Annotated in this window: 20 protein-coding genes; 5 read left to right on the top strand and 15 right to left on the bottom strand. The window is 57.4% G+C overall.

Features of this window, described 5'->3' with window-relative positions; translation table 11 throughout:
• Positions 1-486: 486 nt before the first annotated feature.
• The 8 genes from HHJ06_RS00830 to kdsA all read right to left on the bottom strand — a co-directional run bounded on the left by HHJ06_RS00830 (position 487) and on the right by kdsA (position 9,260).
• The gene (locus tag HHJ06_RS00830; protein ID WP_215426913.1) at positions 487-2,496 is read right to left on the bottom strand and encodes an ATP-dependent helicase; all 2,010 of its coding nucleotides are present in this window, start codon (positions 2,494-2,496) and stop codon (positions 487-489) included.
• A gap of 84 nt (positions 2,497-2,580) precedes the next feature.
• Entirely contained in the window at positions 2,581-3,900 is a 1,320-nt protein-coding gene (locus HHJ06_RS00835) for an OmpA family protein (RefSeq protein WP_215426914.1), read from the bottom strand.
• Positions 3,901-3,927: 27 nt separating this feature from the next.
• Complete coding sequence (mpl, locus tag HHJ06_RS00840; protein ID WP_215426915.1) at positions 3,928-5,310, bottom strand: UDP-N-acetylmuramate:L-alanyl-gamma-D-glutamyl-meso-diaminopimelate ligase; 1,383 nt, start codon at positions 5,308-5,310, stop codon at positions 3,928-3,930.
• A gap of 24 nt (positions 5,311-5,334) precedes the next feature.
• The gene (locus tag HHJ06_RS00845; RefSeq protein ID WP_215426916.1) at positions 5,335-6,219 is read right to left on the bottom strand and encodes a haloacid dehalogenase-like hydrolase; all 885 of its coding nucleotides are present in this window, start codon (positions 6,217-6,219) and stop codon (positions 5,335-5,337) included.
• A 20-nt stretch (positions 6,220-6,239) separates the two neighbouring features.
• Positions 6,240-6,986, bottom strand: a complete 747-nt coding sequence (gene lptB / locus HHJ06_RS00850) for an LPS export ABC transporter ATP-binding protein (protein ID WP_215426917.1) — start codon at positions 6,984-6,986, stop codon at positions 6,240-6,242.
• Entirely contained in the window at positions 6,983-7,957 is a 975-nt protein-coding gene (locus tag HHJ06_RS00855; protein ID WP_215426918.1) for an LptA/OstA family protein, read from the bottom strand. The genes lptB and HHJ06_RS00855 overlap by 4 nt, the downstream gene beginning before the upstream one ends.
• Before the next feature lie 11 nt (positions 7,958-7,968).
• Positions 7,969-8,448, bottom strand: coding sequence for an LPS export ABC transporter periplasmic protein LptC (locus HHJ06_RS00860; protein WP_215426919.1), 480 nt, complete (start codon positions 8,446-8,448; stop codon positions 7,969-7,971).
• A complete protein-coding gene (gene kdsA / locus HHJ06_RS00865) occupies positions 8,445-9,260 on the bottom strand; it encodes a 3-deoxy-8-phosphooctulonate synthase (RefSeq protein WP_215426920.1) in 816 nt (271 codons plus the stop codon). The genes HHJ06_RS00860 and kdsA overlap by 4 nt, the downstream gene beginning before the upstream one ends.
• 323 nt (positions 9,261-9,583) lie before the next feature.
• Between kdsA and HHJ06_RS00870 the strand changes: the two genes are divergently transcribed.
• Positions 9,584-10,312: a sirohydrochlorin chelatase gene (locus tag HHJ06_RS00870; RefSeq protein WP_215426921.1), complete on the top strand. Its 729-nt coding sequence runs from the start codon at positions 9,584-9,586 to the stop codon at positions 10,310-10,312.
• 79 nt (positions 10,313-10,391) lie between these two features.
• On the opposite strand, the gene HHJ06_RS00875 is transcribed toward HHJ06_RS00870, so the two are convergent.
• The gene (locus HHJ06_RS00875) at positions 10,392-11,783 is read right to left on the bottom strand and encodes an MATE family efflux transporter (RefSeq protein WP_215426922.1); all 1,392 of its coding nucleotides are present in this window, start codon (positions 11,781-11,783) and stop codon (positions 10,392-10,394) included.
• Positions 11,784-12,101: 318 nt separating this feature from the next.
• Between HHJ06_RS00875 and rpsB the strand changes: the two genes are divergently transcribed.
• From rpsB to HHJ06_RS00890, 3 genes are all read left to right on the top strand, one after another.
• Positions 12,102-12,797, top strand: coding sequence for a 30S ribosomal protein S2 (gene rpsB, locus HHJ06_RS00880; protein WP_215426923.1), 696 nt, complete (start codon positions 12,102-12,104; stop codon positions 12,795-12,797).
• A gap of 28 nt (positions 12,798-12,825) precedes the next feature.
• Positions 12,826-13,704 carry a translation elongation factor Ts gene (gene tsf / locus HHJ06_RS00885; RefSeq protein WP_215426924.1) on the top strand — a complete coding sequence of 293 codons (879 nt, stop codon included), beginning with the start codon at positions 12,826-12,828 and terminating at the stop codon, positions 13,702-13,704.
• A 346-nt stretch (positions 13,705-14,050) separates the two neighbouring features.
• Positions 14,051-14,839 (top strand): ATP-binding cassette domain-containing protein, encoded by a 789-nt coding sequence (locus HHJ06_RS00890; protein ID WP_215426925.1) that lies wholly within the window; start codon positions 14,051-14,053, stop codon positions 14,837-14,839.
• Positions 14,840-15,627: 788 nt separating this feature from the next.
• Here the strand turns inward: HHJ06_RS00890 and HHJ06_RS00895 are convergent.
• Together HHJ06_RS00895 and HHJ06_RS00900 are read right to left on the bottom strand one after the other, a co-directional pair.
• Complete coding sequence (locus tag HHJ06_RS00895; RefSeq protein WP_215426926.1) at positions 15,628-16,080, bottom strand: hypothetical protein; 453 nt, start codon at positions 16,078-16,080, stop codon at positions 15,628-15,630.
• A gap of 639 nt (positions 16,081-16,719) precedes the next feature.
• On the bottom strand, positions 16,720-17,220 hold the full coding sequence (locus HHJ06_RS00900) for a hypothetical protein (RefSeq protein ID WP_215426927.1): 501 nt from the start codon (positions 17,218-17,220) through the stop codon (positions 16,720-16,722).
• Positions 17,221-17,488: 268 nt separating this feature from the next.
• Between HHJ06_RS00900 and HHJ06_RS00905 the strand changes: the two genes are divergently transcribed.
• Positions 17,489-18,649, top strand: a complete 1,161-nt coding sequence (locus tag HHJ06_RS00905) for a M20 metallopeptidase family protein (RefSeq protein ID WP_215426928.1) — start codon at positions 17,489-17,491, stop codon at positions 18,647-18,649.
• 26 nt (positions 18,650-18,675) lie between these two features.
• Here the strand turns inward: HHJ06_RS00905 and HHJ06_RS00910 are convergent, their stop codons facing one another.
• The 4 genes from HHJ06_RS00910 to HHJ06_RS00925 are packed head-to-tail and all read right to left on the bottom strand — an operon-like array spanning position 18,676 to position 24,199.
• Complete coding sequence (locus tag HHJ06_RS00910) at positions 18,676-19,833, bottom strand: 3-dehydroquinate synthase (RefSeq protein ID WP_215426929.1); 1,158 nt, start codon at positions 19,831-19,833, stop codon at positions 18,676-18,678.
• 40 nt (positions 19,834-19,873) lie between these two features.
• Positions 19,874-21,454 (bottom strand): S1C family serine protease, encoded by a 1,581-nt coding sequence (locus HHJ06_RS00915; protein ID WP_215426930.1) that lies wholly within the window; start codon positions 21,452-21,454, stop codon positions 19,874-19,876.
• Between the two features lie 5 nt (positions 21,455-21,459).
• Complete coding sequence (locus tag HHJ06_RS00920; protein WP_215426931.1) at positions 21,460-23,031, bottom strand: S1C family serine protease; 1,572 nt, start codon at positions 23,029-23,031, stop codon at positions 21,460-21,462.
• Between the two features lie 46 nt (positions 23,032-23,077).
• Positions 23,078-24,199, bottom strand: coding sequence for a hypothetical protein (locus tag HHJ06_RS00925; RefSeq protein WP_215426932.1), 1,122 nt, complete (start codon positions 24,197-24,199; stop codon positions 23,078-23,080).
• Positions 24,200-24,236: the final 37 nt, after the last annotated feature.

Consider the following 24,236-nt stretch of genomic DNA (forward strand, 5'->3'; position numbering starts at 1 on the left):
CCGTTTTTACAGGCAACCGGGGCTGGCATGCCGTGTTTTTCTCCTGCCGTGTGCACCCGTTGAAAAAGGGCCGTATCCAAATAGGGCCAGGGTGGGAAATCCTCTTCTCTGTCAACAGGCGGCATAACATGGACAGGGATGGATGACCTTCCAAAATTTGGAATCACTGGAACATAAGGTGGAGATGCGCAGATGGGGAAGGACTGCAGACAGGAATGGAGAGAAAACAGCTATTATATATAGTGGCGCGGATGAAGGGGTGAACCGTACCGTCATCCATGAGGCCGTGGTGCTCAAAAAACGGCGCGCCATGAAGGAATTTCCTTTTCCGGGAAAGCATCAAATAACGCCGGTCCGGAACCGGACGGAAGGCCTCCGGCGGATTGCGTCCAGTGGCTCCTGAAACTTCCGGGGAATGCTTCCTCTTCCGCAGAGAGAATTGAAGTTCCGGCGCGTCTCCGCTTTATGGCGGCAGGGGCGGAAAATTCACTCCACCTGCCACTCTTCCACCAGGCTGGCGGGGAATTCATCCAGAAAGCGGGAAGGCATCTGCATGAAGGTGCCCCCCTGCGCGCGGCAATTCCAGCGGGGATAGGTCAGGTAAAGCTGGTCCTTGGCGCGGGTGATGCCCACGTAGAAGAGGCGGCGCTCCTCCTCCAGCCCCGCCAGGTCTCCGTCATCAATCACGCGCTGGTGCGGGAACATGCCGTCGCACAGGCCGATCAGGAAGACCACGGACCATTCCAGCCCCTTGGCCTGGTGGATGGTGGACAGGGTGACGGCCCCTCCGGAGAGGTCCGCGGCTGCGCTTTCATCATCCGTATTGCCCAGCAGGGAAAGCTGGGAGAGGAAGTCCTCCGCGGAATCAAAGCGCTCGGAAAATCCGGCCAGGTGCAACAGGTCCTGCCTGCGCTGGTCATAGTTCTCAAAAGCGGACTGCATGTACTCGTCATACACGGCTTCATTGATGGAAAGGAGCATGGACGCCGGTCCGGCGATTTTACCGGCAGGGGCCAGTTCGTCCAGCGTGTAGCAGAGCTGCGTCCAGCCTGTTTTGGACTTGGCCGGGACCGGAAAGTCCAGCATCAGGGCGGAGAAGGATTCCGGTGGCGTTTCCAAACGGCTTTCCGGGCACGCGGCCCAGCGTGTCCAGAGCTTCTGGGCCATGCCGGGGCCTATGCCGGGCAGCAGCATCACCATGCGGCGGAAGGAGAGTTCATCCCTGGGATTGACCACAAAGCGCATGAACGCCACCACGTCCTTGATGTGGGCCTGTTCAAAAAACCTGATGCCGCTGGTGATGCGGAAGGGGATTTCCCCGCGGGTCAGTTCCATCTGCAGCTCCATGCTGTGGAAGTGGGCGCGGTAGAGCACGGCTATTTCATTGGGGTCCGTTCCTTCTTCAATGAGGTCCCGGATGCGCTGGGCGATGAATTTGGCCTGCATCCTGTCGTCATTGAGTGGGACGAGGGCGGGCGGCATTTCCCCGGTAGGGCGCACGGAGCGGAGCTGCTTTTCAATCTGCACCTCGTTGGCGGCGATGGCGGCGTTGGAAAGCTCCAGAATCTCCGGCACGCTGCGGTAGTTGGTCTCTATCTTGAAGGTTTTTGCGGCCGGGTAGCGGGTGGTGAAGCTGAGGATGTTCTCCATGTCCGCCCCGCGCCAGGAGTAAATGCTCTGGGCGTCGTCCCCCACTACCATGAGCTGGCCGTGCTCCCGGGACAGCATGTCAATGAAGCGGCTCTGGAGGTAATTGGTGTCCTGGTATTCGTCCACCAGGATGTGCTGGAAGCGGGAGCCGTACAGGGCGCGCAGGTGTTCCTGCTCCTGGAAGAGCCTCACGACGTTGAGCAGCAGGTCGTCAAAGTCCATGCTGTTGGTCTCCTGCTTGCGCGCCACGTACTGTTCGTGCACGTCCAGGATGGCGTCCAGGTGGTTGGAAAGGTACGGATAGGCGTTTTCCAGCGTTTCCTGGATATTGGCGCCTTCGTTGTCCGCCAGGCTGAACAGGGAGGAAAGAACCTCCGCCTTGGGAAAGCGGGTGGATTTTTCATCCAGCTTGAGGGATTTGACCACGCTTTTGATCATGGATTTGCGGTCGTCGGAATCCATGATGGTGAAAGCCGGGGTATAGCCCAGGTATTCCGCATGCTGGCGCAGGATGCGGTTGGCTATGGAATGGAAGGTGCCGCTCCACAGGCGGGACAGGTCCAGCGGAATCAGGGAGCGCACCCGCTCCGTCATTTCCCGCGCCGCCTTGTTGGTGAAGGTCAGCAGCAGGATGTTCCACGGGTCCGTGCCATGGTCCAGAAGCCACGCCACGCGGTAGGTCAGCGTGCGCGTTTTTCCGGAACCCGCCCCGGCAATGACGAGCGCCGCCCCCGGTTCCGAAGAAACGGCGGCGTACTGTTCTTCATTGAGGGCCGTGCGGTAGTCAATCCCTGAGATGGGCGCGGCTGGCGCGGCATCCTGCTTGATGACGTAACGGCGGGCCATGGCGTTTCAGTTAATAGTTAATAGAGAATAGTTAATGGAATTGGCCGAAAAACTTTTCTCTCCACTCTCCACTCTAATCACTCTTTAAAAGTCCAGGTACATTTCCGCGCGGCGGTTTTCCTTGCGGGCTTCGTCCCGCGTTCCTTCGTCCGCCGTGGGGGAATAGGTGCGGCGCGGCTGTGATTTGCCGAATCCCTTTGTAACGATTCTTTCCGCAGGCACGCCGAATTGGACGAGCTGGGCCTTGACCGCCGCCGCCCGGCGTTCGGAGAGGCCCTGATTGTAGCGTTCGCTGCCCACGTCGTCCGTGTGCCCGCTGATTTCCAGCTTCTTGCCGCCGTCCATCTTGATGGCTTCCGCCACGATCTGGAGCTGGCGTTCGGAACGCTTGGAGAGGGCATCTTCATTAAAGCCGAAGAACAGGGCCAGGGAATCCCCCCCCTGCGGGTTCTTTACGATGGGAATGAAGATGTCGTCCCCGGCGCCCTGCCGTTTGGTATAGGCTTCCAGCATGCTGTCCAGGGAGGCTTCCGCAACCAGCCATTGTTCATCCTTCTTGGCTACGGTCAGGCCCACGTTGCCGGCTTTCCGGCCCTGGGCGTCCTGAAGATGCACGAAGAACCCGGCGTTGGTGGGAGCCTCATAGGCGGTCTTGATGGGGGCATCCTCCCGGAGGCGGAAGGCCCCTTCCTCAAACAGGATGCACAGCCCGGCCACGGTGGCGTCCTGCACCCTGGCTCCGTCCACGAATTTCCGCGCCGTGCGGAAGTCCGCCTTGGCGACGGCGTCCATGAAGGAGCTGACGACGCCCATGGGATCATTCATGGCCATGGGGGCGGCCTTGTCCTTGGCCAGGTCCTGCTTGCTGGGCAGGGTGAGGGTGTCCAGCGTCCACTGCTGCTTGTCATTGCGCTTCATGTCCAGGTAGCCGCGCGCGCCGCTGCTGAAATTGAGCGTGTATCTGGCCGTAGGGTTGGCCCCCTGGTTGTTGGCGCCGATGCTGGTGATGCCGGGAGTGGAAAGGCGCACGTGGCGCGCATCCATGAGCTCCCGGATGGTGCGGCTCTGGGCTTCCGTGACGGCCTGCTGGATTTCCAGGGATTTCAAGGTGTCCGCGTCCCTGTCCTGGATGACCTTGGCAATGGCCTGGGCCAGCGTCTGGGGGGAATTGAGGTTGACCACGGAGGACGGCGTGGCCGTCTGCCGGCTGATGTCCTCCTTGGTAAGCGGGTCCACGGTGGGCTGGGGCGTCACCGTCTGGCGCGCCGGAACTTCCGTTTGCGCCGCGGGTTCCGTGGCGGCTGGCTCGTCCTCCCGGTTGCCCAGGAACAGGAAGACCAGGGCCAGGCTGCCCACGACCAGGAAGCTGATGATGAAGGCGGTGATGGTGGATGCGTTTTTCATTGGAGATGAATAATGTAGGAAAAAGGGTCAGGCGTTCAGGGCTTCCAGCAGTTTGGCGTGAATTCCGTCAAAACCGCCGTTGCTCATTACCAGAATAACGTCTCCCGGCTGGGCTTTCTTGCAGACGGCGGAGACGATTTCCTGCGCATGGCCTCCAATGAGAGCGTCCTTGCCCAGCGCGGACAGGTCATTGGAGAGCTTGGTGAGGTCCAGGCGTTCTTCCAGGGCCACCTTGTCCGGGTGGTCCACGGCGGCCACCACGGGGAAATCCGCTGTGGCGAGGGACAGAGCCAGTTCATTCTGGAAGATGTTGCGGCGCGTGGTGTTGGAGCGCGGTTCAAAGATGGCCCAGATGCGTGAGTCCGGGTAACGCTGGCGCAGTCCCAGGATGGCCTGCCTGATGGCTGTGGGGTGGTGCGCGAAGTCGTCCACCACGGAAATGCCGTTAACCACTCCCTTGACTTCCTGGCGGCGCGCCACGCCCTCAAAGCGGGCCATGGAGTCTGCGAGCTGCTTGACGTTCAGGCCCGCGAACTGCGCGGCGGTGATCGCCATGGCGGCATTGCGGATGTTGAATTCCCCGATCATCGGCACATAGTACCGGGTGCCTTCCAGCGTGAAGTGGCTTCCGTCCGTGGAAGTTTCCACATCCAGGATGCGGATATTGGAGGAGTCGGAAAAGCCCAGCGTCTTGACGGGGCAGGGCGCCCCCTTCACCACGTCCAGGCAGTTGGGATCGTCCGCATTCACCAGAGCCAGGCCGTTGCGGGGGATGATCTTGGTCAGGCGGCGAAAGCTCAGCTTGATTTCCTCCAGGGAGTTGTAAATGTCCGCGTGGTCAAACTCAATGTTGTTGATGACCACCAGTTCCGGCAGATAGTGCAGGAACTTGGAGCGTTTGTCGAAAAAGGCCGTGTCGTACTCGTCCCCTTCCAGCACGGAAAAGTCGGAATCCGTGAAACGGCCGCCGCGGCCCAGGTTGCGGGCAATCCCGCCGATCATGAAGCTGGGGTTCAGGCCGGAGTCTTCCATGAGCCACGCCAGCATGGACGTGGTGGTGGTTTTGCCGTGGGTGCCGGTCACCACGTAGTTGCGCTTGCCGCGCAGGAAATATTCCTTCATCGTTTCCGGCAGGGAGAGGTAGCGCAGGCGGCGCTGGAGCACGGCTTCCACCTCTTCATTGCCGCGGCTCATGGCGTTGCCGATGACGATGACGTCCGCATCCTTGGGGATGTTGGCCGCCTTGTAGCCTTCAAAAAGGGTGATGCCCTCTTCCTCCAGGAAGGTGGACATGGGGGGGTATACGTTGGCGTCCGACCCGGTGACGGTGTAGCCGCGGCGCGCCATGGCGGCGGCTACCGCCCCCATGGCGGTTCCGCAGATGCCGAGAAAGTGAAAATGATTGTTCATGACGGGGAGAGGAATGGAACAGGTTTATTTGGAAAAGGAGGGAGCCGCCACGCAGGAATCCGCCAGGGCGCGGTCCCGGCGGCGCACGATGCCGTTGGCGATGTCCGTGACCATGCCGGACAGAACGCGGGTAAGGTGGCTTCCGGGCGTGTAGTCCGCCGGGGCGATGAAGTTGACGCGGTCGGAATTGGAGGCCAGGTTGTAGCACTTGCGGAAGCTGCGGCCCGTTTCATCCTCCGGGTTGTAAACGGCCACGGCATGGCCGCCGTTCCTGCGCATGACGGTAAAGCAGGGAACGTCCGTGGGGCCGTCGCCGATGTAAATCATGTTGGCGAAGGGGATGGGGCGCATGTCCTCCGGCATGTGGTCGTTCACGTCCTGGTCGTAATCCAGCATGCCCTTGTTGATGCGGAAGAGGTACTGGGTCTTCGTGGTGTGGGAGATGACCCTTTTGGGAAAGTTGATGTGCCCGTCCATTTCGCTGAACTCGCAGCCGAACACGGCCTTGAAATAGGGGCGCAGGGCGGAGCCGTCAATCAGGGCTTTCAGGCCGGAGGAGATGATGTAGTATTCAATGTTGATGCCCAGGTCCGTATGAAGGGAGGAAAGGGTCATGGCCGGGAAGGCGTCAAAAAACTCCGGCAGGCCGGGATAAAAAGTGAGACGTTCACCGAGCTGGGTGAGCCGGGCATTGCTGACGCGGTCCAGGGAGAGGGCGTCCAGCAGGCTTTTCATGTAAATCAGTTCACCGTCCCAGCCTTCCTTTTCCCCGGTGGCGTTGCACCGGGTCCAGAACTCCTGCGGGGAGATGCCGAATTCCGGAAAAATGGCCTGGTCCTGCATGTAGAAAGGGCTCAGGGTCTGGTCATAGTCGAACACCAGGGCGATTGTATTCTGCGGGGAGGACATGGGACTGGCGGAAGGAGGTGTTACATGCGGAACTGGTCGCCCAGGTACTGCTTACGGGCGATGGGGTCACTGGCGATTTCCTCTGAAGTGCCGTGCTTGATCACTTTCCCTTCAAACAGGATGTAGGCGCGGTCCACGATGTGGAGGGTTTCCCGCACGTTGTGGTCCGTGATCAGGATGGAAAGGCCGTCCGTGTCCCGCAGTTCCATGACGATCTTCTGGATGTCTGAAACGGCAATGGGGTCCACCCCGCTGAACGGCTCGTCCAGCATCAGCAGCTTTGGATTGGTGGCGAGGGCGCGGGCGATGGTCAGCCGCCTCTTTTCCCCGCCGGAAAGCTGGATGGCCATGGAGCGGCGCAGCTTGGTGATGCCGAAGCGGTCCATCAGCTCCACGGCGCGGTCCTTCTGCTGGCGGGAGGTCATGTCCTTGCGCGTCTGGAGAATGGCCAGGAGGTTGTCTTCCACGGAAAGCTTGCGAAAGATGGATTCCTCTTGCGGCAAGTAGCCCATGCCGCGCCTGGCGCGCAGGTTCATGGGCAGTTCCGTGATGTTCTCATCCGCAAAGATTACCTGGCCCTCATCCGGGCGCACGAGCCCCGCCACCATGTAAAAGGAGGTGGTTTTTCCCGCGCCGTTGGGTCCCAGCAGGCCCACGATTTCGCCGTGGCCCACCTTCAGGCTGACCTGGTCCACGACCGTGCGCGTCTTATAGGTTTTGCAGATGCCTTCGGCGCTCAGCAAAGGGGAGGAGTGGAAGGAACTCACGGCTTGCGGTTGGTTTTCTGTTTTTCCTGGTCGGAAAGTTTTTTATCTATGTGGCGGAACGTGGTCTTGGTTCCCCGGCTGCTGTACATGTTTCCGTTTGAGTACACGCGGATGAAGGCGTTCTTGTTCGGATTCTTGATGATGGCGTCCGGCGTGATGATCACCGGGGAGCCTGTCAGAATGATTTCCCCGGTTTTGGCGTTATAAGTGATCTTGTCCGCCTGGGCGTTGCTGGTTTCCCCTTCCTTGTTGGTATAGCTGGCTCTTACGTTGCCGGAAGCCGCGACGGTTTTAATGGAGTTATAGTCAAAGTTGCCGCCGTTGGGGAGGGCCACCTGGGGCTTCTCTCCCTCTTTTTCTCCGGCTTTTTCCTTTTCCTTCTCCTGCTTGCGTTCGGAAGGCTTTTTGTCGCCCGGCTTTTTGGGAACGAACTCCGCATAAATCTTCAGGTGGTCCGCGCAGTCCATGGAAAGGTTGGGGTTGCGCACCCGGACGTTTTTCATGAACACCAGCACGCCTTCTTCCATGTCAAAGTACAGGTCCCCGTCACAATCCACGGAGTACAGGTTGTTTGCGGAGTTGGAGCGCATGAAGCTTTCTTCCGGATCGGGCGCAGCGGGGGCGGCTTCCGCTGCCGGGACGGCGGAATTGCCGGTGACCTGGTGCTTTTGCCGGAACTCCTGGATCTGCCCTTCCACGGCTTTTTCCTGCTCATTGTAGGTGTTGATCGCCTTCTCCCCGTCTTTCTTCAGATGCGCAGCCGGAACGGGGGCCAGCTCCTGGTTTCTTCGGGCGGTTTCTTCCGCCGTCATGGGGCGTACGATGTTGGAGGGAGGAGTCAGGGGTGGTTCCAGGCGGGGATCCAGTTCTTTAGGCAGGGGCTGGACGATGTGGGCCGGGACGCCGTCAGAGGCGCCGCAGGCCAGGCCCCCGGTCAGGGCGAGCAGCAGCAGGGAGGAAAGTTTCTTCATGAAAGTAATGGTTACTTGTTGCGGTGATCCGTGCGGATGGTTGTTTGGACGGGGCCCAGGATGATGCCCCTCTTGATATCGGTATCCAGGTAAAGGCCGGTTCCCCGGGCGGAGATATTCTCTTCCTTGAGAGTGGTTTCCGTATGGGAGACAACCAGTTTTTTGTCCAGAAAGTAGGACGCGGCCCTGGTGAAAAGCCGGGAAGTCTGGCTGTCCTTCCCGTACAGGTAAATATTCAGGATGCTGGCTGCGATTTCCTGCGGGGCGGCTACCGTCACGCTTGACGCGGTCAGCAGCATGGAAAGGCGCGGGCCTTCATAACGTGACAGGCTCACCTTGGGCAGTACCTTGCCCACGGGCAGGAGCTCCAGCATGGGCAGTTTCTTGTCCACCCCGGCGAAAGGCGTGGCTGCGGGCAGGCTGGTATCCGCCTGCGCCGCCATGCTGTGCATGGCCGTCGCCAGAATGCATGTGGACAATAATTTCATCATGACTGAACCGCCTGATGGATGGACTGAAGGCGTTTCAGCACTCCTTCAAGCAGGTGGAGGGGGATTTGGTTGGGACCGTCGGAAAGCGCTTTGGACGGATCCTTGTGCACTTCCATGAACACGCCGTCAATGCTGCCCGTCGCCATGGCGGCGGACGCCAGCACAGGGGCCAGCTCACTGTCCCCTCCCGTGGTTCCGCCCAGGCCGCCGGGCCGCTGGACTGCGTGGGTGGCGTCAAATACGACGGGGAAGCCTTCCTGCTTCATCCAGTACAGGGAGCGCATGTCCACCACCAGATTGTTGTAGCCGAAGGAGGTGCCGCGTTCGCACATCATGAACTTGTCACAGCCGAAGGCGCGCATCTTTTCCCCGATGTTCACGGTATCCCACGGAGCCAGGAACTGGCCTTTCTTGATATTCACGGGGCGCCCGCTCTTGGCGCAGGCTTCCAGAAGGTCCGTCTGGCGGCACAGGAAGGCGGGAATTTGGAGCAGGTCCACATACTCGGCGGCAACTTCCGCTTCCTGGGCCGTATGCACGTCCGTGACCACGGGAATTTTTAATTCCTTCCCTATTTCCGACAGGATGCGGCAGCCTTCCCGGACGCCGGGACCTCGGAAAGAGGTGATGGAAGTCCTGTTGGCCTTGTCGTAGGAGGCCTTGAAGATAAGGGGAATATCCAGGTTTTCCGCGATGGACTTGATGGAGCGGGCCATCTCCCAGACGAAGGATTCGCATTCCAGGGAGCAGGGGCCCAGAAGGTAGAACGGCCGGGGGCCGCCGATTTCAACGGATTGAATGTAAAACGACATAAAACAAAACCTGTATGTCTTTATATTATGACGGTTTCAAGACCTCCGGTCAAGCCGCTATCCTGCCTCCGGCGGAGATTGGAAGGGAGGGTTGCATTTTATCCGGAACGTTTCTTTTAAAAATTTATAACACAATAATTGACAGCATGATAAGTTGATTTTGTATTCCATTTTCCGGAGGTTGAAAACTCATCAATGGAAAAGACGGTTATGGTATTGCCGTAATCCGGAGTTTCTGTTACAAACGGCAGGCATGCGCTGCCCGGCGTCTCCGGACGGGGAGAGATGCTGAACGCCGCTTCCCCTCCGGGGTCTTACTTGACATGCCCAGAAAGATTTACACGTTATGCGTCTCCTATGATGAGGCGGGGGCCGAACTGCGGCAGCATCTGGCCGATGGCCTCCGGGCGCGGAGCCTGAACCACGCTCCCGTCTGGCAGGCTTCCTTCAGGGACATGGAAACGGCTGACCTGCCGCCGGGCGACGGAGTGGTCCGGGTTTATCCGCTTTTCATGCAGAGCGGCTGGACGGTGACGGAGGCGCTCCCGGAAAAATTGCGTGCCCTGTATGCGGAACGCGGCCTATCCCCGGAATTGGAATTCAAGCCGGTCTGGGGGGCCGGAGAAGGTGTGGAAAACTTCCACGGCGTTATTGGCGCCGCCCTCGCGAAGGAGCTGGAGCCGGGTACGTCCCTGCTGCTTGTGGCGCATGGGGTGGTGGGGAAGGAGCTGCCCCCGGAGCCGGCCGGATTTCTGCGGGCGCTCCGCCCCTGGTTGCAGCCGCAGGTAAAGGACATGGCCCTGGCGTATTTCGGCGCTTCCCCCTCCGTGGAGGAGGTGCTTCCACGATTGAAAGGGAACAGGATCGTAGTGCTGCCGTTCCTGATTGGGGAAGGAAAGCATGTGAGGGAGGACATGCCTTCTCCGGAACTGGCGGCAAAGTTTGGCAAGGAACTTACGGTTTTACCTCCCATTGGCGCGTTTTATTTGCAGAAGGCGCGGGAATACTGGGGAAGGGAGCATTCCGGGTTTTCCGCAAAGGCCTGTGATTGACCCATGCGGGGGCCATGACGGCTTTCCTTTTCTTCCGCTGGTGCATCGGTTCCCGGGGCAAGGCCGCAAAACGCTGCCGTTACACGGCCTGCCGGACGGCTTCCGGTTCTTCCTCACAACATGGCGGAAAGGTCTGCTTCATGGACTGCATCATTTTTCTGCTGGTGAAGTAATAGGCGATGGCGAGCGGCACGCAGGAGCCTATCCAGGCGGCGGGGCTCGCCATGCTGGCGCCCGTAAAGCCCAGGTAGCGCGCCAGGATGATCGCGGCCAGGGCGCGCATGCACAGCTCCATGACGCCCGCGAAGGTGGGCACAATGCTCTGGCCCAGTCCCTGAAGCGTGTACCGGAAGACGAAGAGGAGCGCCAGCACCCAGTACATGGAGGCGTTGATGTTCAGGTAGGTCTGGGCCAGGCTGACGACTTCCTTTTCTCCGTCTCCCACGAACAGCCTGATCAATTCAGGCCCCCAGGCAATGTTGACGGCCGCTACGGCGATGCTGAACCCCACGGACATCAGGTTGCACTGGAGAACGCCCTGCCGGATGCGCGCCAGGTTCCTGGCTCCGTAATTCTGCGCCACGTACGTAGCCATCGTGATGCCGAAGGACATCATGGGCAGCGTGGCTACCATGTCAATTTTCTGGGCTGCGCTGAAAGCGGCCACCGACTGCGCCCCCAGCCGGTTGAGGGCAAACTGCACCAGAATGGCCCCCATGGCGATGATGGAGGCCTGGAACCCCATGGGAAGGGCCACGCGGATGTGGGCCCAGAGGTAGCGGCGACTCATGTTCCAGTCCGCCCGGGTCAGCCGGAGAATGGGGAACTTTTTAAAGACGTAAGCGGCGCAGCACAGCCCCGCAACGAGCTGGGAGGCTACGGTGGCGACGGCCGCGCCCGCAGGCCCCATGCCGAACCGCAGGATCAGCGCCAGGTCCAGCGCGATGTTCAGCACGCAGGCCAGAACCAGGAAATAAAGGGGCGTCCGGCTGTCCCCCAGGGCGCGTAGCACGTTGGAAAGGAGGTTGAACAGCATGGCCGCGCCGATGCCCCAGGAGATGACAATGATATAGGCATGGGCCGCATCCAGGATTTCCGGCGGCGTTTGCAGCAGTTCCAGCACCGGACGTGCAAAGACGACGCTGACAGCCGTCAGCAGGACGGTCATGACAGAACTCAGGACGATGCAGACGGCAAAGCTGCGCCGCACCGCACGCCTGCGTCCGGCGCCGAAGCGCTGTGCCGTGATGATGGCCAGCCCCGCTGTAAACCCGATGACGAAGCCGAGGATGAAGAACATCAGCCCTCCCGTGCAGCCCACCGCCGCCAGCGCCTCCACGCCCAGCGTGCGGCCCACGATCAGGGTGTCCGCCATGTTGTAAAACTGCTGGAACAGGTTCCCGATCAGCAGGGGTATGGTAAACAGGAAAATCAATTTGGCGGGATTGCCGCTTGTCAGGGTCTTGGTCATCCGGAACGCCCGCATGGAACGCCTCTTCCGCGTTTTTTCCAAGACTGTTTTGCGGCATGTTCCTGTTTTTTGTACGATAAGGGTTCGGCGGAATAGGAAAGACTGTGCCGGAGGCCTCTTTCAGGCTATCTCCGCGGATGGCGGAATGGCTGCGTAAATCAATGATTTATGCTTTGACAAGAAGGCCGTTCCGGAGTACATTATCTGTCCCTCGCGTGATTCGTCGCAACCTAAACAATGGGGATCGGAGGGGTAGAAAGCGGCGAAGTCCCCAAAAAACGCTTTTCCTGACGCAAGGAAAGCCACCTACATACAAATATGATTAATGATCTGATTAACCAGATGGTTGAAGCCGGTGTTCATTTGGGCCACCAAACCCGCAAATGGCACCCCAGCATGAAGAAGTACCTTCTCAAGGACAAGGCCGGTATCCATATCATCAACCTTGAGGAAACGGAAAAATGCCTGGACAAGGCTTGCTCCTTCCTGGCCGATCTGGCACGCCGCAACAAGAAGATTCTCTTCGTCGGCTGCAAGCGCCAGGCCCAGGAAGCCGTCCGCGAAGCCGCGGAAGCCACTGGTCAGTACTACGTCAACCATCGCTGGCTGGGCGGCATGCTCACCAACATGAGCACGATCCGCAAGAGCATCGAACGCCTTGCCTACCTTGAAGGGATTGAAAAGACCCCGGAATTCAAGAGCATGTCCAAGAAGGAACTGGCCGCTCTGGACCGCGAACGCCAGAAGCTGGAACGCAACCTCCAGGGTATCCGCAACATGGGCGGCGCTCCGGACGCCATGGTAGCCATCGGCGCCGATCATGAAGACATCGCCATCCGTGAAGCCCATCGCCTGAACATCCCCGTCTGCGTGCTGGTTGACACCAACGCCGACCCGAAGGAAATTGACTTCCCGATTCCCGGCAACGACGACGCCGTCCGTTCCATCCGCCTGGTGCTTGACTGCATTGTCAAGGCCATCAACGAAGGCAAGGGCGCTCCCGCCGAAGCCTGAACACCGATTTAGAAAGAATAGAAACACTATGGCAGAAATTACTGCAGCTCTCGTCAAGGCCCTCCGTGACAAAACGGACGCCGGCATGATGGATTGCAAGAAGGCCCTCAACGAATGCAACGGCGACATGGACGCCGCCGTGAAGTATCTCCGCGAAAAGGGCATTGCCAAGGCCGCCGCCAAGGCTGACCGCGATGCCAAGGAAGGCGTGATCCGCGCCGCCGTGGCCCCCTGCGGCTGCTCCGGCATCATCCTTGAACTCAACTGTGAAACGGACTTCTGCGCCAAGGGCGACAAGTTCCAGGGCCTGGTGAACGACGTTGCCAAGGCTCTCATGGATTCCAAGGCCGCTACGCTGGAGGAAGCCCTCCAGGTGGCTATGCCGGAAGGTTCCACGGAAGAATACATCAAGGCCATGTGCAGCTCCATCGGCGAAAACATGGCTCTCCGCAAGTTCGCCCGCCTGACGGCGGACGGCACCGGCGCCGTGGTCTCCTACATCCACATGGGCGGCAAGGTAGGCGTTCTCCTGTCCATCAAGGCCGGCAAGGAAGAAACCGTCAAGTCTGACGCGTTCAAGGCCCTGGCCAAGGACCTTACCCTGCACATCGCCGCCGCCGCTCCCAAGAGCGTCAGCTCCGACAGCCTGGACCCCTCCTTCGTAGCCGAGGAACAGGAAATCGCCAAGCAGCAGCTCATCCAGGAAGGCAAGCCCGAACACCTGCTGGAAAAGATTCTTCCCGGCAAGCTGAAGGCCCTGTATGCCCAGTCCTGCCTGCTGAACCAGGTGTTTGTGAAGGACCCTGCCGGAAAGATGACGGTGGAAGCCCTGCTCAATCAGGTCGGCAAGGAACTCGGCGACGAAATTACCGTCGTCTCCTTCGTCCGCTACCAGCTCGGCGCGTAAGCTCCGCGGCAGCATCAATCTCAGGAGCCGTTCCCTTCACGGGGAGCGGCTCCTTTGCATTCCGCGAATGCGCTGCATTTCCATTTTCCGCTGCGTTTTTCATTATCTGGCTATCAATTCATTTATTTTAAATGTCATACACAAGTTTCCCGGAAGCCGGAACACCGGGGAGAGCTGGCGGGATGCGAACCGGAGGCGGACGGAACGGTTAAAGCTCCGCTTCATTCCCTCCTAAGGCGCCGTAACCGGCCGTTCCGGCGGGGATGAGTCCGGGTTGGCTGCGTGTTGACGAAGCTGGCACGGTTGGGGTCTTGTCTTGCTCCGGGAGGCTTGTTAGAGTGATGGCATGGCTTTTCTGGAACTGGATCATGTGAGCGTTGTCTTTCCTGCGGTGCAGGGGCTTCTCTCCTCCCGTAAACCGGCGCCCGTGGTGGCGGTGGACGGGGTATCCCTGTCCGTAGAGCGCGGGGAAATCCTGGGCCTGGTGGGGGAATCCGGCTGTGGCAAGTCCACGCTGTCCCGGACGGTCATGCTGCTCCAGAAACCCACGGAGGGCCGCATTTGGCTGGAGGGGGAGGAGCTGACCGCCCTGTCCCCTTCCGAGGTCAGGAAGCGCCGCCCGGATTTCCAGATGGTTTTCCAGGACCCTTACGCCTCCCTGAATCCGCGTTTCACCGTGTACGCCACGCTGAAGGAGGCTCTGGAATGCCGTTCCCGCAAGCGTTCCTTTTCCCAGATGAGGGATGCCGTGGCGGAACTGATGGAGCGGGTGGGGCTGAATCCCTCCCTGATGCGGAAGTATCCGCATGAATTTTCCGGAGGGCAGCGCCAGCGCGTCGCCATTGCGCGCGCCCTGGCACCGGAGCCCAGGCTGGTTATTGCGGATGAACCCGTCTCCGCGCTGGACGTCTCCATCCAGTCCCAGATTTTAAATCTTCTCATCTCCCTGGCCCGTGACTTGAACCTGACCATGATTTTCATTTCCCATGACTTGTCCGTGGTTCATTACATTGCGGACCGCATTGCCGTGATGCGCAAAGGCCGCATTGTCGAGTACGGGGAGGCGGAGCAGGTGTTCTCCTCCCCTGCCCATGAGTATACGCAGGCATTGCTGGCTGCCGTGCCGCGACTGTAGGTGAATGGAAGGAAAAAGAAGAGGGAGGGATTCCTGCCCAATGAATAGATTCGCTCCATCTATGTCCTTTCCAACGATTAGCAAAAGGGAAGTGTCCGGGCTACCTGTCCTGCATGACTAAATGGAGGATCAAGAAAGTGCGATGCAGTCATCAAATCCCGGTCAGTAATTTGAGAATTTTACATTATTCCCATTTCCATTTGTCATTAGGGATAAGGCACATTCTTTTTTAAGCGGAATATCATGGCAATTAAAGGTTAAAGTGATTGAGTGGGGATTGGACCATATTTCCACTACTGTAATGATACATCCGGGCCAGTGTTATTGTTTTGGAAAAACGGGAATGTTGGATGGGTACCAAAGGTATGCTGATGCCAATTATTTTCAGGATGGAATTGATGATTTTATTGTATTTAGGCCTGTAGTAATGGTCGCCGTAAAATCGTTCAGGATAGATGATACGGTCCGTGAATTCAGTATGGAATTCTAAATTTATTTTAATTTCATATCCGCATATCTGGCTCATGTATGAAAGTCGTTTGTTGATTTCATTGATATTTTCGTCTGTAACCAGTGTATCTGACCAGTATTCTTTAAATATAATAATACATGCTGGTTGCTGTCTATATGCAGGGAATCATTTTCCCACCATTCAACGATGCCTGTTAGCTGATGCAAATCAATATTTGAAATGCCGGTTCTTTTCATTTACTTTCATTGGCTCATCGGTTTACAAGCGTGATTTGGTTTTCCTGAATATTAAAATTTCCTTTATGATGCTTTGAAACTTATAATTCTGAGAAATGGCTATTTTCAGTAAAAATTTCTAAAGAAACTTCCATTGCGTTTTCAAAATTTAATACTTTTTTTTGTTCAATGATGTATTCAGGATCTTCTTCGATTATTATTTCAGCATAATTTTTTAGGTTGGATAAGAAATTATGTGACGAATAGTAACCGCCATAAAATATTCTGGTTTTTCCTGAAGGCATTTTAATGAGAATAATTCCATTTGGAAGTATATGGCGAGTATTCGGTATGCAAATACTTGTGTAAACACCTACATGCGTTGTAAGAGTTTCAATTTGATCGTATTTATTTCTTATTTCCTCCGGAGAAGAAGCATTAAATGTTTCTTCAAGATGGCAGGCCTGTCTTTTATTGTTTTCAGAAATGAGGAAAAATGATAAAATAAGAATACATAATAAAAAAGTGAGCCAGAATATGATTTTTTTTAACATCCGTTGAAGCAATTTTAATAAAATTAATTAAATAATTTTTAATATGGATACTGAAATTTACCAATATTTCTATATCCAAATACATCGAATTTTACAAGAGAAAATATCCTGCAATGAATTCGTAATCCATCATTTTACCCCAAATGGCAAGGTTTCAATTCCACTTCACATTTTCACAGCAACAGTGTTCGCCAGAATTAAAATCCACCGGAGGAAAGGTCTCATAAACCGTATCTTTTATTTTTAATTGTTTTTTATTTCTTCAAAGACCCAATCTTTCGTTTTGCTTTCCGGGATAAAAGATATAATTAATGCTGATACGTTGCTTGTCTGATCTTGATCAATTTACTACAGTTGCCATTTCTCCTTTTCTGGAAAGCTCATAGACTGTAAAAGTCGGGATATTGAGCTTGAGGAGTCAGGTATTCATAGGCCATGCTATTGGAGAAGGGGGGCTATTGAGGAAGCTCCCGGTTACGATATTCTAGTTTAGTCATCTGGGATATTGCATACAGGAATGGAAACTAAGATTGTTATTCATATTGGTGAAGGATGGCGTCCGCTGTGAAATCTATGGAGAAAATTATGGTAGCTCGCATGAGGAAGAAGTTCATGACAGATGCATTATCGTCACATATTCTATTTTTCTAATTTTTCTTTCATCCATCCAAGTATGTGGAGGTTTTGGTCAAGCAGGAAATAGTAAATTGTTTTATCTGAAAGATATCCCAAATTAGCCTTGGTGCGTCCCCATGCTGTCCTTGTCTCATAGCCAACTATATATTTTACTTTATTGGCCTCTCTATTTTCGGAGTACCAGTTGATATGCAGGGAATTTAATTTCCCCTCTGTTATGTATCTGGCTGTGACTCGCTCCAGCCGTTCCATATAGGACTGAAAAGCGGAATCATCCTGCTTGGGAGGAACTCTGCTCTTATCTAATCGTTGTTCTATATCATATATCTCTTTAGGATTTTCTTTGATGATTTCATTCATCATCCCAGGAGTCATATCGGGGTTTAAAGTGTATTTTACGTATAAAAAGGGATACATAAAATAAAACGGCATAAAGATCCATATAAATCCGACTACAACAATAATACCTACAATCCATTTGAAAATAATCTTTATTGTTTTCATATTTAGTCTGTCTTGAGATCACCATATAATAAATCAAATGCGTTATACTTAATTTCAAGAAAGTCTGAAAGTAGAAAACCTTCCAGGAGTGATTGGCTTGATTTTACGGGGTTCATGTTTGACCTTTGAAAATTATGAAATGATGGCACAATTTTATGGAATAAAAGTCATTGTGCGTTGTCTGAATAAGAACAGTCCTTCCAGTTTTGCAAACATGAGAATATCGTTTTTAACCTTACTGGCTCTTTTCTTTCAGGCTGTTTCGGCCATGGCGCAACAACCGGAGGTGCGGAGCGCCGCCAGGGACGCCGTGGAGTGGAGGCACCACATTCACCAGAACCCGGAATTGTCTTTTGAAGAATACAAGACGAGCAATTATGTGGCGGACCTGCTTGCCTCGTTCGGACACATTGAAGTCCTGCGGCCTACAAAGACCTCCGTGATCGGCATTCTGCGCGGCGGAAAACCCGGGAAGACCGTCGGGTTCCGGGCGGACATGGATGCGCTTCCCGTGCAGGAGGAGACAGGATTTTCCTTTGCCAGCAAAACGCCGGGCGTAAGCCATGCCTGCGGACATGACATGCACACGGCCATGCTGTTGGGGACGGCCAGGGTTCTGGCTTCCATGCAGAAGGAGCTGCCCGGCACGGTCTATTTCATTTTCCAGCCCGGTGAGGAAAAGTCGCCCGGCGGCGCCCTCCCGATCATCAAGAGCGGAGCGCTCAAGGGCGTGGACGCCATCTTCGGCGCGCATGTGATGCCCAATGCTCCCGCGGGCTCCATCGGCATTCTGCCGGCAGGGGCCGCTTCCTCCGCCTCAGACGGTTTTTTCCTGACCATCCAGGGAAAAGGTTCCCATGGCTCCATGCCGCAGATGGGCGTGGACCCCATCGTCACGGGGTCTGAAATCGTCATGGCGCTGCAAACGGTTGTTTCACGCAGCGCCACGCCCGGAGACATGGCCGTGGTGACCGTGGGCAAGTTCCAGTCCGGCAACGCCCCCAACGTCATTCCGGACAAGGCGGAGCTGGGGGCCTCCATCCGTTCCGTGACGCCGGAAACCCGCAAATTGCTGGAGGAACGCATCCGGACCATCATTGACCACGTATGCAAGGCAAACGGAGCACAGTACAAGCTGGATTACGTCCTGGGTTATCCGTCTATCCAGAATGACGCCGCATTGCGTGAACTGGTGAAGAAGGCGGCCATTGAGGCGGTAGGGGAGAAGAACGTTTTTGACGCTCCCAGAATTCCGGCCAGCGAGGATTTTTCCTATTATGCGCAGGTGGCCCCCACCTATTTCATCACCGTGGGTTCCGGGGACGGTCCCGCCAACCATAATCCCGGCTTCAAGGCAGACGACGGCGCGATTTCCAACGGAATCAAGACCGAGGTTCAAATGATCCTGGATTACCTGAACGCCAAATAAAGGAGGCGTCCAGGGTTCACGCTCCCTTAGTTGTAACAGCGGGCGGCTTTCTCCATTTCCCGGATGCATTCCTCCATCAGGGCGGCGTCTATTTCATGGACATCCTTTCCCCGGCCTATGCCGGTGAGCATCAGGATGGTCAAATGGCCGCCCAGATGCTCGCGGAAGGCCTCCAGGCCCTTCAGGACTTCGCACCGCCCATTCTCCGTCCTGCGGGAGAGCAGGGGATGAAATACGGGCAGTTCCAGGGCTTTCAGCACGGAGATGATTTTTTCCGCCTCTCCGGCAGCCAGCCATCCCTTTTTGACGGAGTAGAGAATGTCCAGGCACATGCCCACGGAGACGGCTTCCGCATGGCCCAGCGTGTAGCCGGACATGGTTTCCATGTAATGGGCCGCCCAATGCCCGAAGTCCAGGGGGCGGCTGGACCCCAGTTCAAAGGCGTCCCCCCCGCGGGCGATGTGGGAGGCGTGCAGCAGGGCGGAATGTTCCACGGCGTATTCCAGCGCATCCCGTTCGCAGGCGGCCAGCGCAGGGGCGTTTTCTTCCAGCCAGTCAAAGAAGGCGGCGTCTTTCACCACGGCCACTTTCACCACTTCCGCCAGTCCGGCCCTCTTCAGGGCAAGGGGCTGGGAATGCAGGAACAGGAAATCATTGAGCGTAGCCCACGCTACGGCGAAGGTGCCCAGGTAGTTTTTCTGCCCCATGAAGTTGATGCCGTTTTTAACGCCCACGCCGGAGTCCGCCTGGGAGAGGGTGGTGGTGGGCACGCGCAGCAGGCGGATGCCGCGGTGGGCCGTGGCAGCGGCAAAGCCCGCTACGTCCAGAAACGCCCCGCCGCCCACGGCAATGATGTAGGAATGACGGTCAATGCCCGCTTCCACAATGTGGCGCAGGGCCGTTTCCCAGGCGGCGAAGGTGGTTTTGGCCGCCTCCCCTCCCGGAACGGGACGGCAACCTGCATAGGCCAGTTCCCCGGCGTTTTTCTCAAAATAACGGTCAATCTCCGCGGGGAGTTCCGGGTAAAACCGTTCCAGGCCTTCTTCCATCAGCACGAGGATGCGGCCTCCGGGCCTCTGCTCCATCAGGCTGGACAGCGCGCCGTTTTCCGGATGGAAGGCCCCATGGGTGAAGCCTGTCCTGTAGGGAAAATCCAGACGGATGTTCAGCGTATGGAGGGACATTTCAGAATGGATGCAATGGAATGGCGGAACGCTGCGGGGCCTAATCCCTGCGGAGTACGGGCACGGCCCTCATCTGGATGAAGCGGTCCGCCTTGGCGGCCTCCTTCTGGGACATGTACATGGTGTACGGCTGCTGGGTCACCTCAATGCGGTGCGTGCCGCCGGGAGCGGGCAGGTCCAGAAGCTGGTTGAGGTGCTTGAGGCTTTTCACCTGCACGCCATTCACTTTTTCCACAATGGAGGGGCTCATCTGGGCATAGCCCAGCGTGGCCTGGGTGGGCAGCGCCATCAGGAAGACCACGATTTCATCCACGCCCTTTTTCCGGATGTCCTCTTTCTTCTGAATGGCTTCCACCAGATTGAGGGGGGGGCGGTTTTTGCTGAGCTTGTTGATTTCCCCTATCAGGGCCCCGGTCAGGGGAACGAAGACCAGGCCGCCGTAAATGCGGTAGGGGGGATTGGAGACAAAGGGGGCCGGATTGACCAGGTCGCCGTCCAGGGCGCTGCGGTCCAGCTTGACGTCCAGGGTCATGGGCTGGCTGACGCCGTCCTTGTCCTTGCGGCGGATGCCCAGTGTGATGGTGTCCCCCGGCATGGCGGAATCACGGAACAGGACATTGGCGGAGACGGGCCCCAGCGCGGGGTCCTTGATCAGTCCCTTGCTGTCCAGCGGGATGCCGTTGACGCTTTCCACCACGTCTCCGGGGCGGACCCCGGCTTTGTAGAATGAACCGTAGACGGGCAGCTTCACCACGTAAAAACCGCCTCCGGTTTCAGGAAGGCCCAGGAATTTGCGGAAAACGGGGTCCGTCAGTTCCGTAACCTGGGTGCCGTCCGCCGGGAAGCCGGTGTAGTTGCCGGACCGGGCCTGCTTGAGGAAGCGGGAAATCATGGTCTGGGTGACGGCCAGCGCCTTCTGGGCGGAGGGGTCGCAGCTGGCGCTGAGAGCCACCAGTTCATTATCCCTCATGATGGGGTTGCCCGCGCCGCCCTTCAGGGGCGTGACGGAGGATTTGACATTGTACAGGACAAAGGGTTCGCTGTTCGTGAAGGGGCTGGCGCTTTCCGTAGCCAGAAGGGTGCCGGAGGTGGTGATGGGAAGGCCGTCGTCATTGAACTGCCAGAAGGCCACCTTGTCCCCCAGGCGGGGGGCGCTCCCCAGCGTAACGGGCACCAGCTTGTCCAGGAATGGGGCGTCCTTTTCATTTTTCAGGCGCAGCAGGGCAAGATTGGCCTCCGGGTCAAAGGCGGTCACGGTCACGGGAACCGTCTGGGAGCCGTCCGCGGAGGTCACCTCCACGAAACTGGCGGAATAAACGATGTTGGCCGCCGTCAGGATGTCGCCGTCCCCCAGGTAGATGCCGAAGCCCTGGCTGTACGCCGGGTTTTCCTTGCTCCACGGCTGGACCATGGCATAGCCCTGGTTGGTGGCGTTAATGCCCACCATGGAGTTGGTGGGGGAGGGGAGACTGGCCGGGGCAGGCGCTTCCTCCGGCTGTTCCTGAGGGGATTCCGGCTGCTGTTCGGGCTGCGGCGCGGGGGCCGGGCGGCTGTCTTCGCGCGGCTGGCAGCCGCTGAGGAGAATCAGGGAAGCAAGGGAGAAAAGGGAAAGAATTTTCATGGCGGTTAACGGGCGGGAGTGGTGTTCCTTTCAGGCTGGCGGCCGGGAATGGCGCTGTCCAGGCGGGCATTTTTCGGAATGTTGTAGGTTTTGGAGATGCGCTTGTTGGCCGCCTCCATGGCCTTGCCTTCAAAGACCAGGGGGCGTTCCCCGTCTTTCAGTTCAATGACCACGTATTCCGGCATGTTCTTCGGGTAAAGCAGCTCGTAGGCGTGGGTGAGGCCCTTGACCTTCACCCCGTTGATTTTTTCCACAATGGCGTTGGAGATGGAGCCGGACAGGCGGGCATTCACTTCATCGTCCAGCACCTTGGTAATAATCACCATGTCTTCATGGTCCACGCAGCCCCCGTCTTCCTGGTAATCCCGGATGTCCAGGGCCACGTCCAGCAGGGAGATGTCCGCCGCCGCCAGCACGTTGCGCTGGATGGGCTGGAACACCAGGCCGCCAAAAACGACGTAACGGGGCATTTTATCGTATTCAGCCATCAGCAGGTCTTTGGAAAGAGAGGGTTTCATCACCATGTCCACTTTCATGGGCTTGCCGTCCCGGATGATGTCCAGCGGGAGCCGGTCATCCTTGAAACAGCGTTCAATGAGCTCTTTCATGCTGATTTTCTGGCCGTCCAGCTCAATCATGGCGGAGCTGTCCACGTCGTACCCGTCCACCTTCATCAGCAGGTCTCCGTTGCGCAGCACGCCGTCCGCGGAGGAGCCCTTGAGCACCTTGCCGATCAGGACGCCCTTTTCGTCGTCCGGCAGGCCGAATGCCTTGCGCATGGCGGGATTCAGGATGGGTGCGGCCTGGATGCCCATGTCCACATAGCCGTCATAGACGCCGTCCTTGATGTCTTCCAGAAAGTGGCGGATGACGGGCGTGGGAATCACGTACCCCGTATTGTTGGCGTTGTTCAGGCCCTGGAAGGCCACGCCGATGACTTTGTTCCCCATCAGGGCAGGGCCGCCGCTGTTGCCCGGATTGATGGCGGCGTCCACCTGGATGGTCAGGTGCTCCGTGTTCCGGGGATGGGCGTACGTGGTGAAGTCAATGCGGGAGACCACGCCGCGCGTGACGGAAAGCCTGTTCCCGCCGATGGGGTAGCCGATCACCCGCACTTCATCTTCCAGATGGGGCAGGCTTTTACTGAATTCAAAGGGCTTGATGCCCTTGAAGGGCTTTGGGTCCTCTGCCTCCAGCAGGGCCAGGTCCGCGTCATGGGCAATGAATTTGACCCTGGCGGGAATCTTGCGGGAGTCCCCGTACATGGAGATGTAAATGCGCTCCGCGTTGCTGACCACGTGGGCGTTCGTCATGAACGCGTTTTCCCCGATCAGGAAACCGGTGCCGATGCCGCCCTGGTAGCGGCCCGTGTCCCACGGCGTGGCGTAATCCGGCGTCAGGGAGTCCACTTCAATCTTGACTACTCCCTTGTACTGGTCGTTAATGGAAAGGACAGGGCCGGACATGACCTTGTCCACGCCGAAGTCTGAGAGGGAAACGGCCGGTTCATCCGCATGGGAAAGAGCGGCGGCGGCGAGGACTGCGCACAGCCCTTGGAAGCAGGTATGGGAATACATGGTGGTCAGCGGTTGAGGATAATGCTGTTAAGAAAGGGGGCTGTGTTTACAAATTGCTCTTCCGGCTTTGGGTGGCCAGGCTTTCCTGGAAGGAGTTGACCTCCTCCAGCAGGGAGGAGAAGCGTTCCGTCACCTCGCCGTCCACCTGGCTGCCGCGGTTGTCCAGAATGCCGACGGTCTGGCGCGTCTGTTCCACGCACAGGGCCATGCGGGCCGCCATGGTGCAGTAGTCCGCATCGTTGTCCTTCTCCTGGAGGAGGCAGGAAAGAATGCGCGGGGTAATATAGCGGATGCAGTAGAAAATCTGGCTCAGGGGTTCCGGCGGTTCCGTACGGTTCCGCTGGGACTTGCTGATCTCCCTGCTGAACTTGCGCTGGCACAGGTCCGTCAGCTCCATGACCTGCTGGAACAGGGGGTGGAACATGCAGGACTGCACTTCCTGGGCCTCCTCTTCATTGAGGATGTCAAACAGGCTGAGCATGCCGGTGCTTTTACAGGAGCACGGGGTTCCCGTTTCTTCCGACTGGGCAATGTTGTCCAGCACGTCGTCCCAGCCCATTACAAAGGCAAGGCGGATGTCCCCGCTGGGGTTCAGCCTGTATTTCTGGAACACCTCCTGATAGGCGATGGCGATGGCTTCCGCCTCCCGCAGGCGCTTGTCCCAGTGGTGGTCCGGCAGGTTGCCGTCCTCCTGGTTGTTGGAGTAGGCTCTGGACCATTCCCTCACCTGGGTGCGCAGCATCTGCTGGCTCGCCATGATCTGGGCCTGTTCCTCACAGGAATCCATTACCCATTCCGGCAGGGATACCTTGGTGGAAAAAGCCGTGCTTTCCAGCAGCACCATGTCGTGATGGTCCGTGAACCATTCCAGGTACAGGGCGTTTTCCATGGTTTTCTTCCCCTTGACGGGCACGCGGCGGCTGGCCGTCATGTCTCCCGCCACGCCCCGGATGTTTTCCGGGAGCTGGGTGAGCTCCGCAGGGAGCCGCTGGGGGGAGGGGTTCCTGAAATCCGCCGTGCATCCGGCCAGATCCTGCAAACAATCCCCCTGCAGGGTGATGTTCACCGGATGGGACAGCCCCATGAGCTGCAGCGTAAGTTTGACGGTTCCGCGTTCACGGTTGTCCAGGGTGCCGTAGTGGACGTAGTCTGTAATTCTGAAAATCATATGGGGAGTAGGGGTAGGGGGAGATTGGTGAATACAG

It is taken from the genome of Akkermansia muciniphila (assembly GCF_018709685.1).
GTDB lineage: Bacteria > Verrucomicrobiota > Verrucomicrobiia > Verrucomicrobiales > Akkermansiaceae > Akkermansia > Akkermansia muciniphila_E.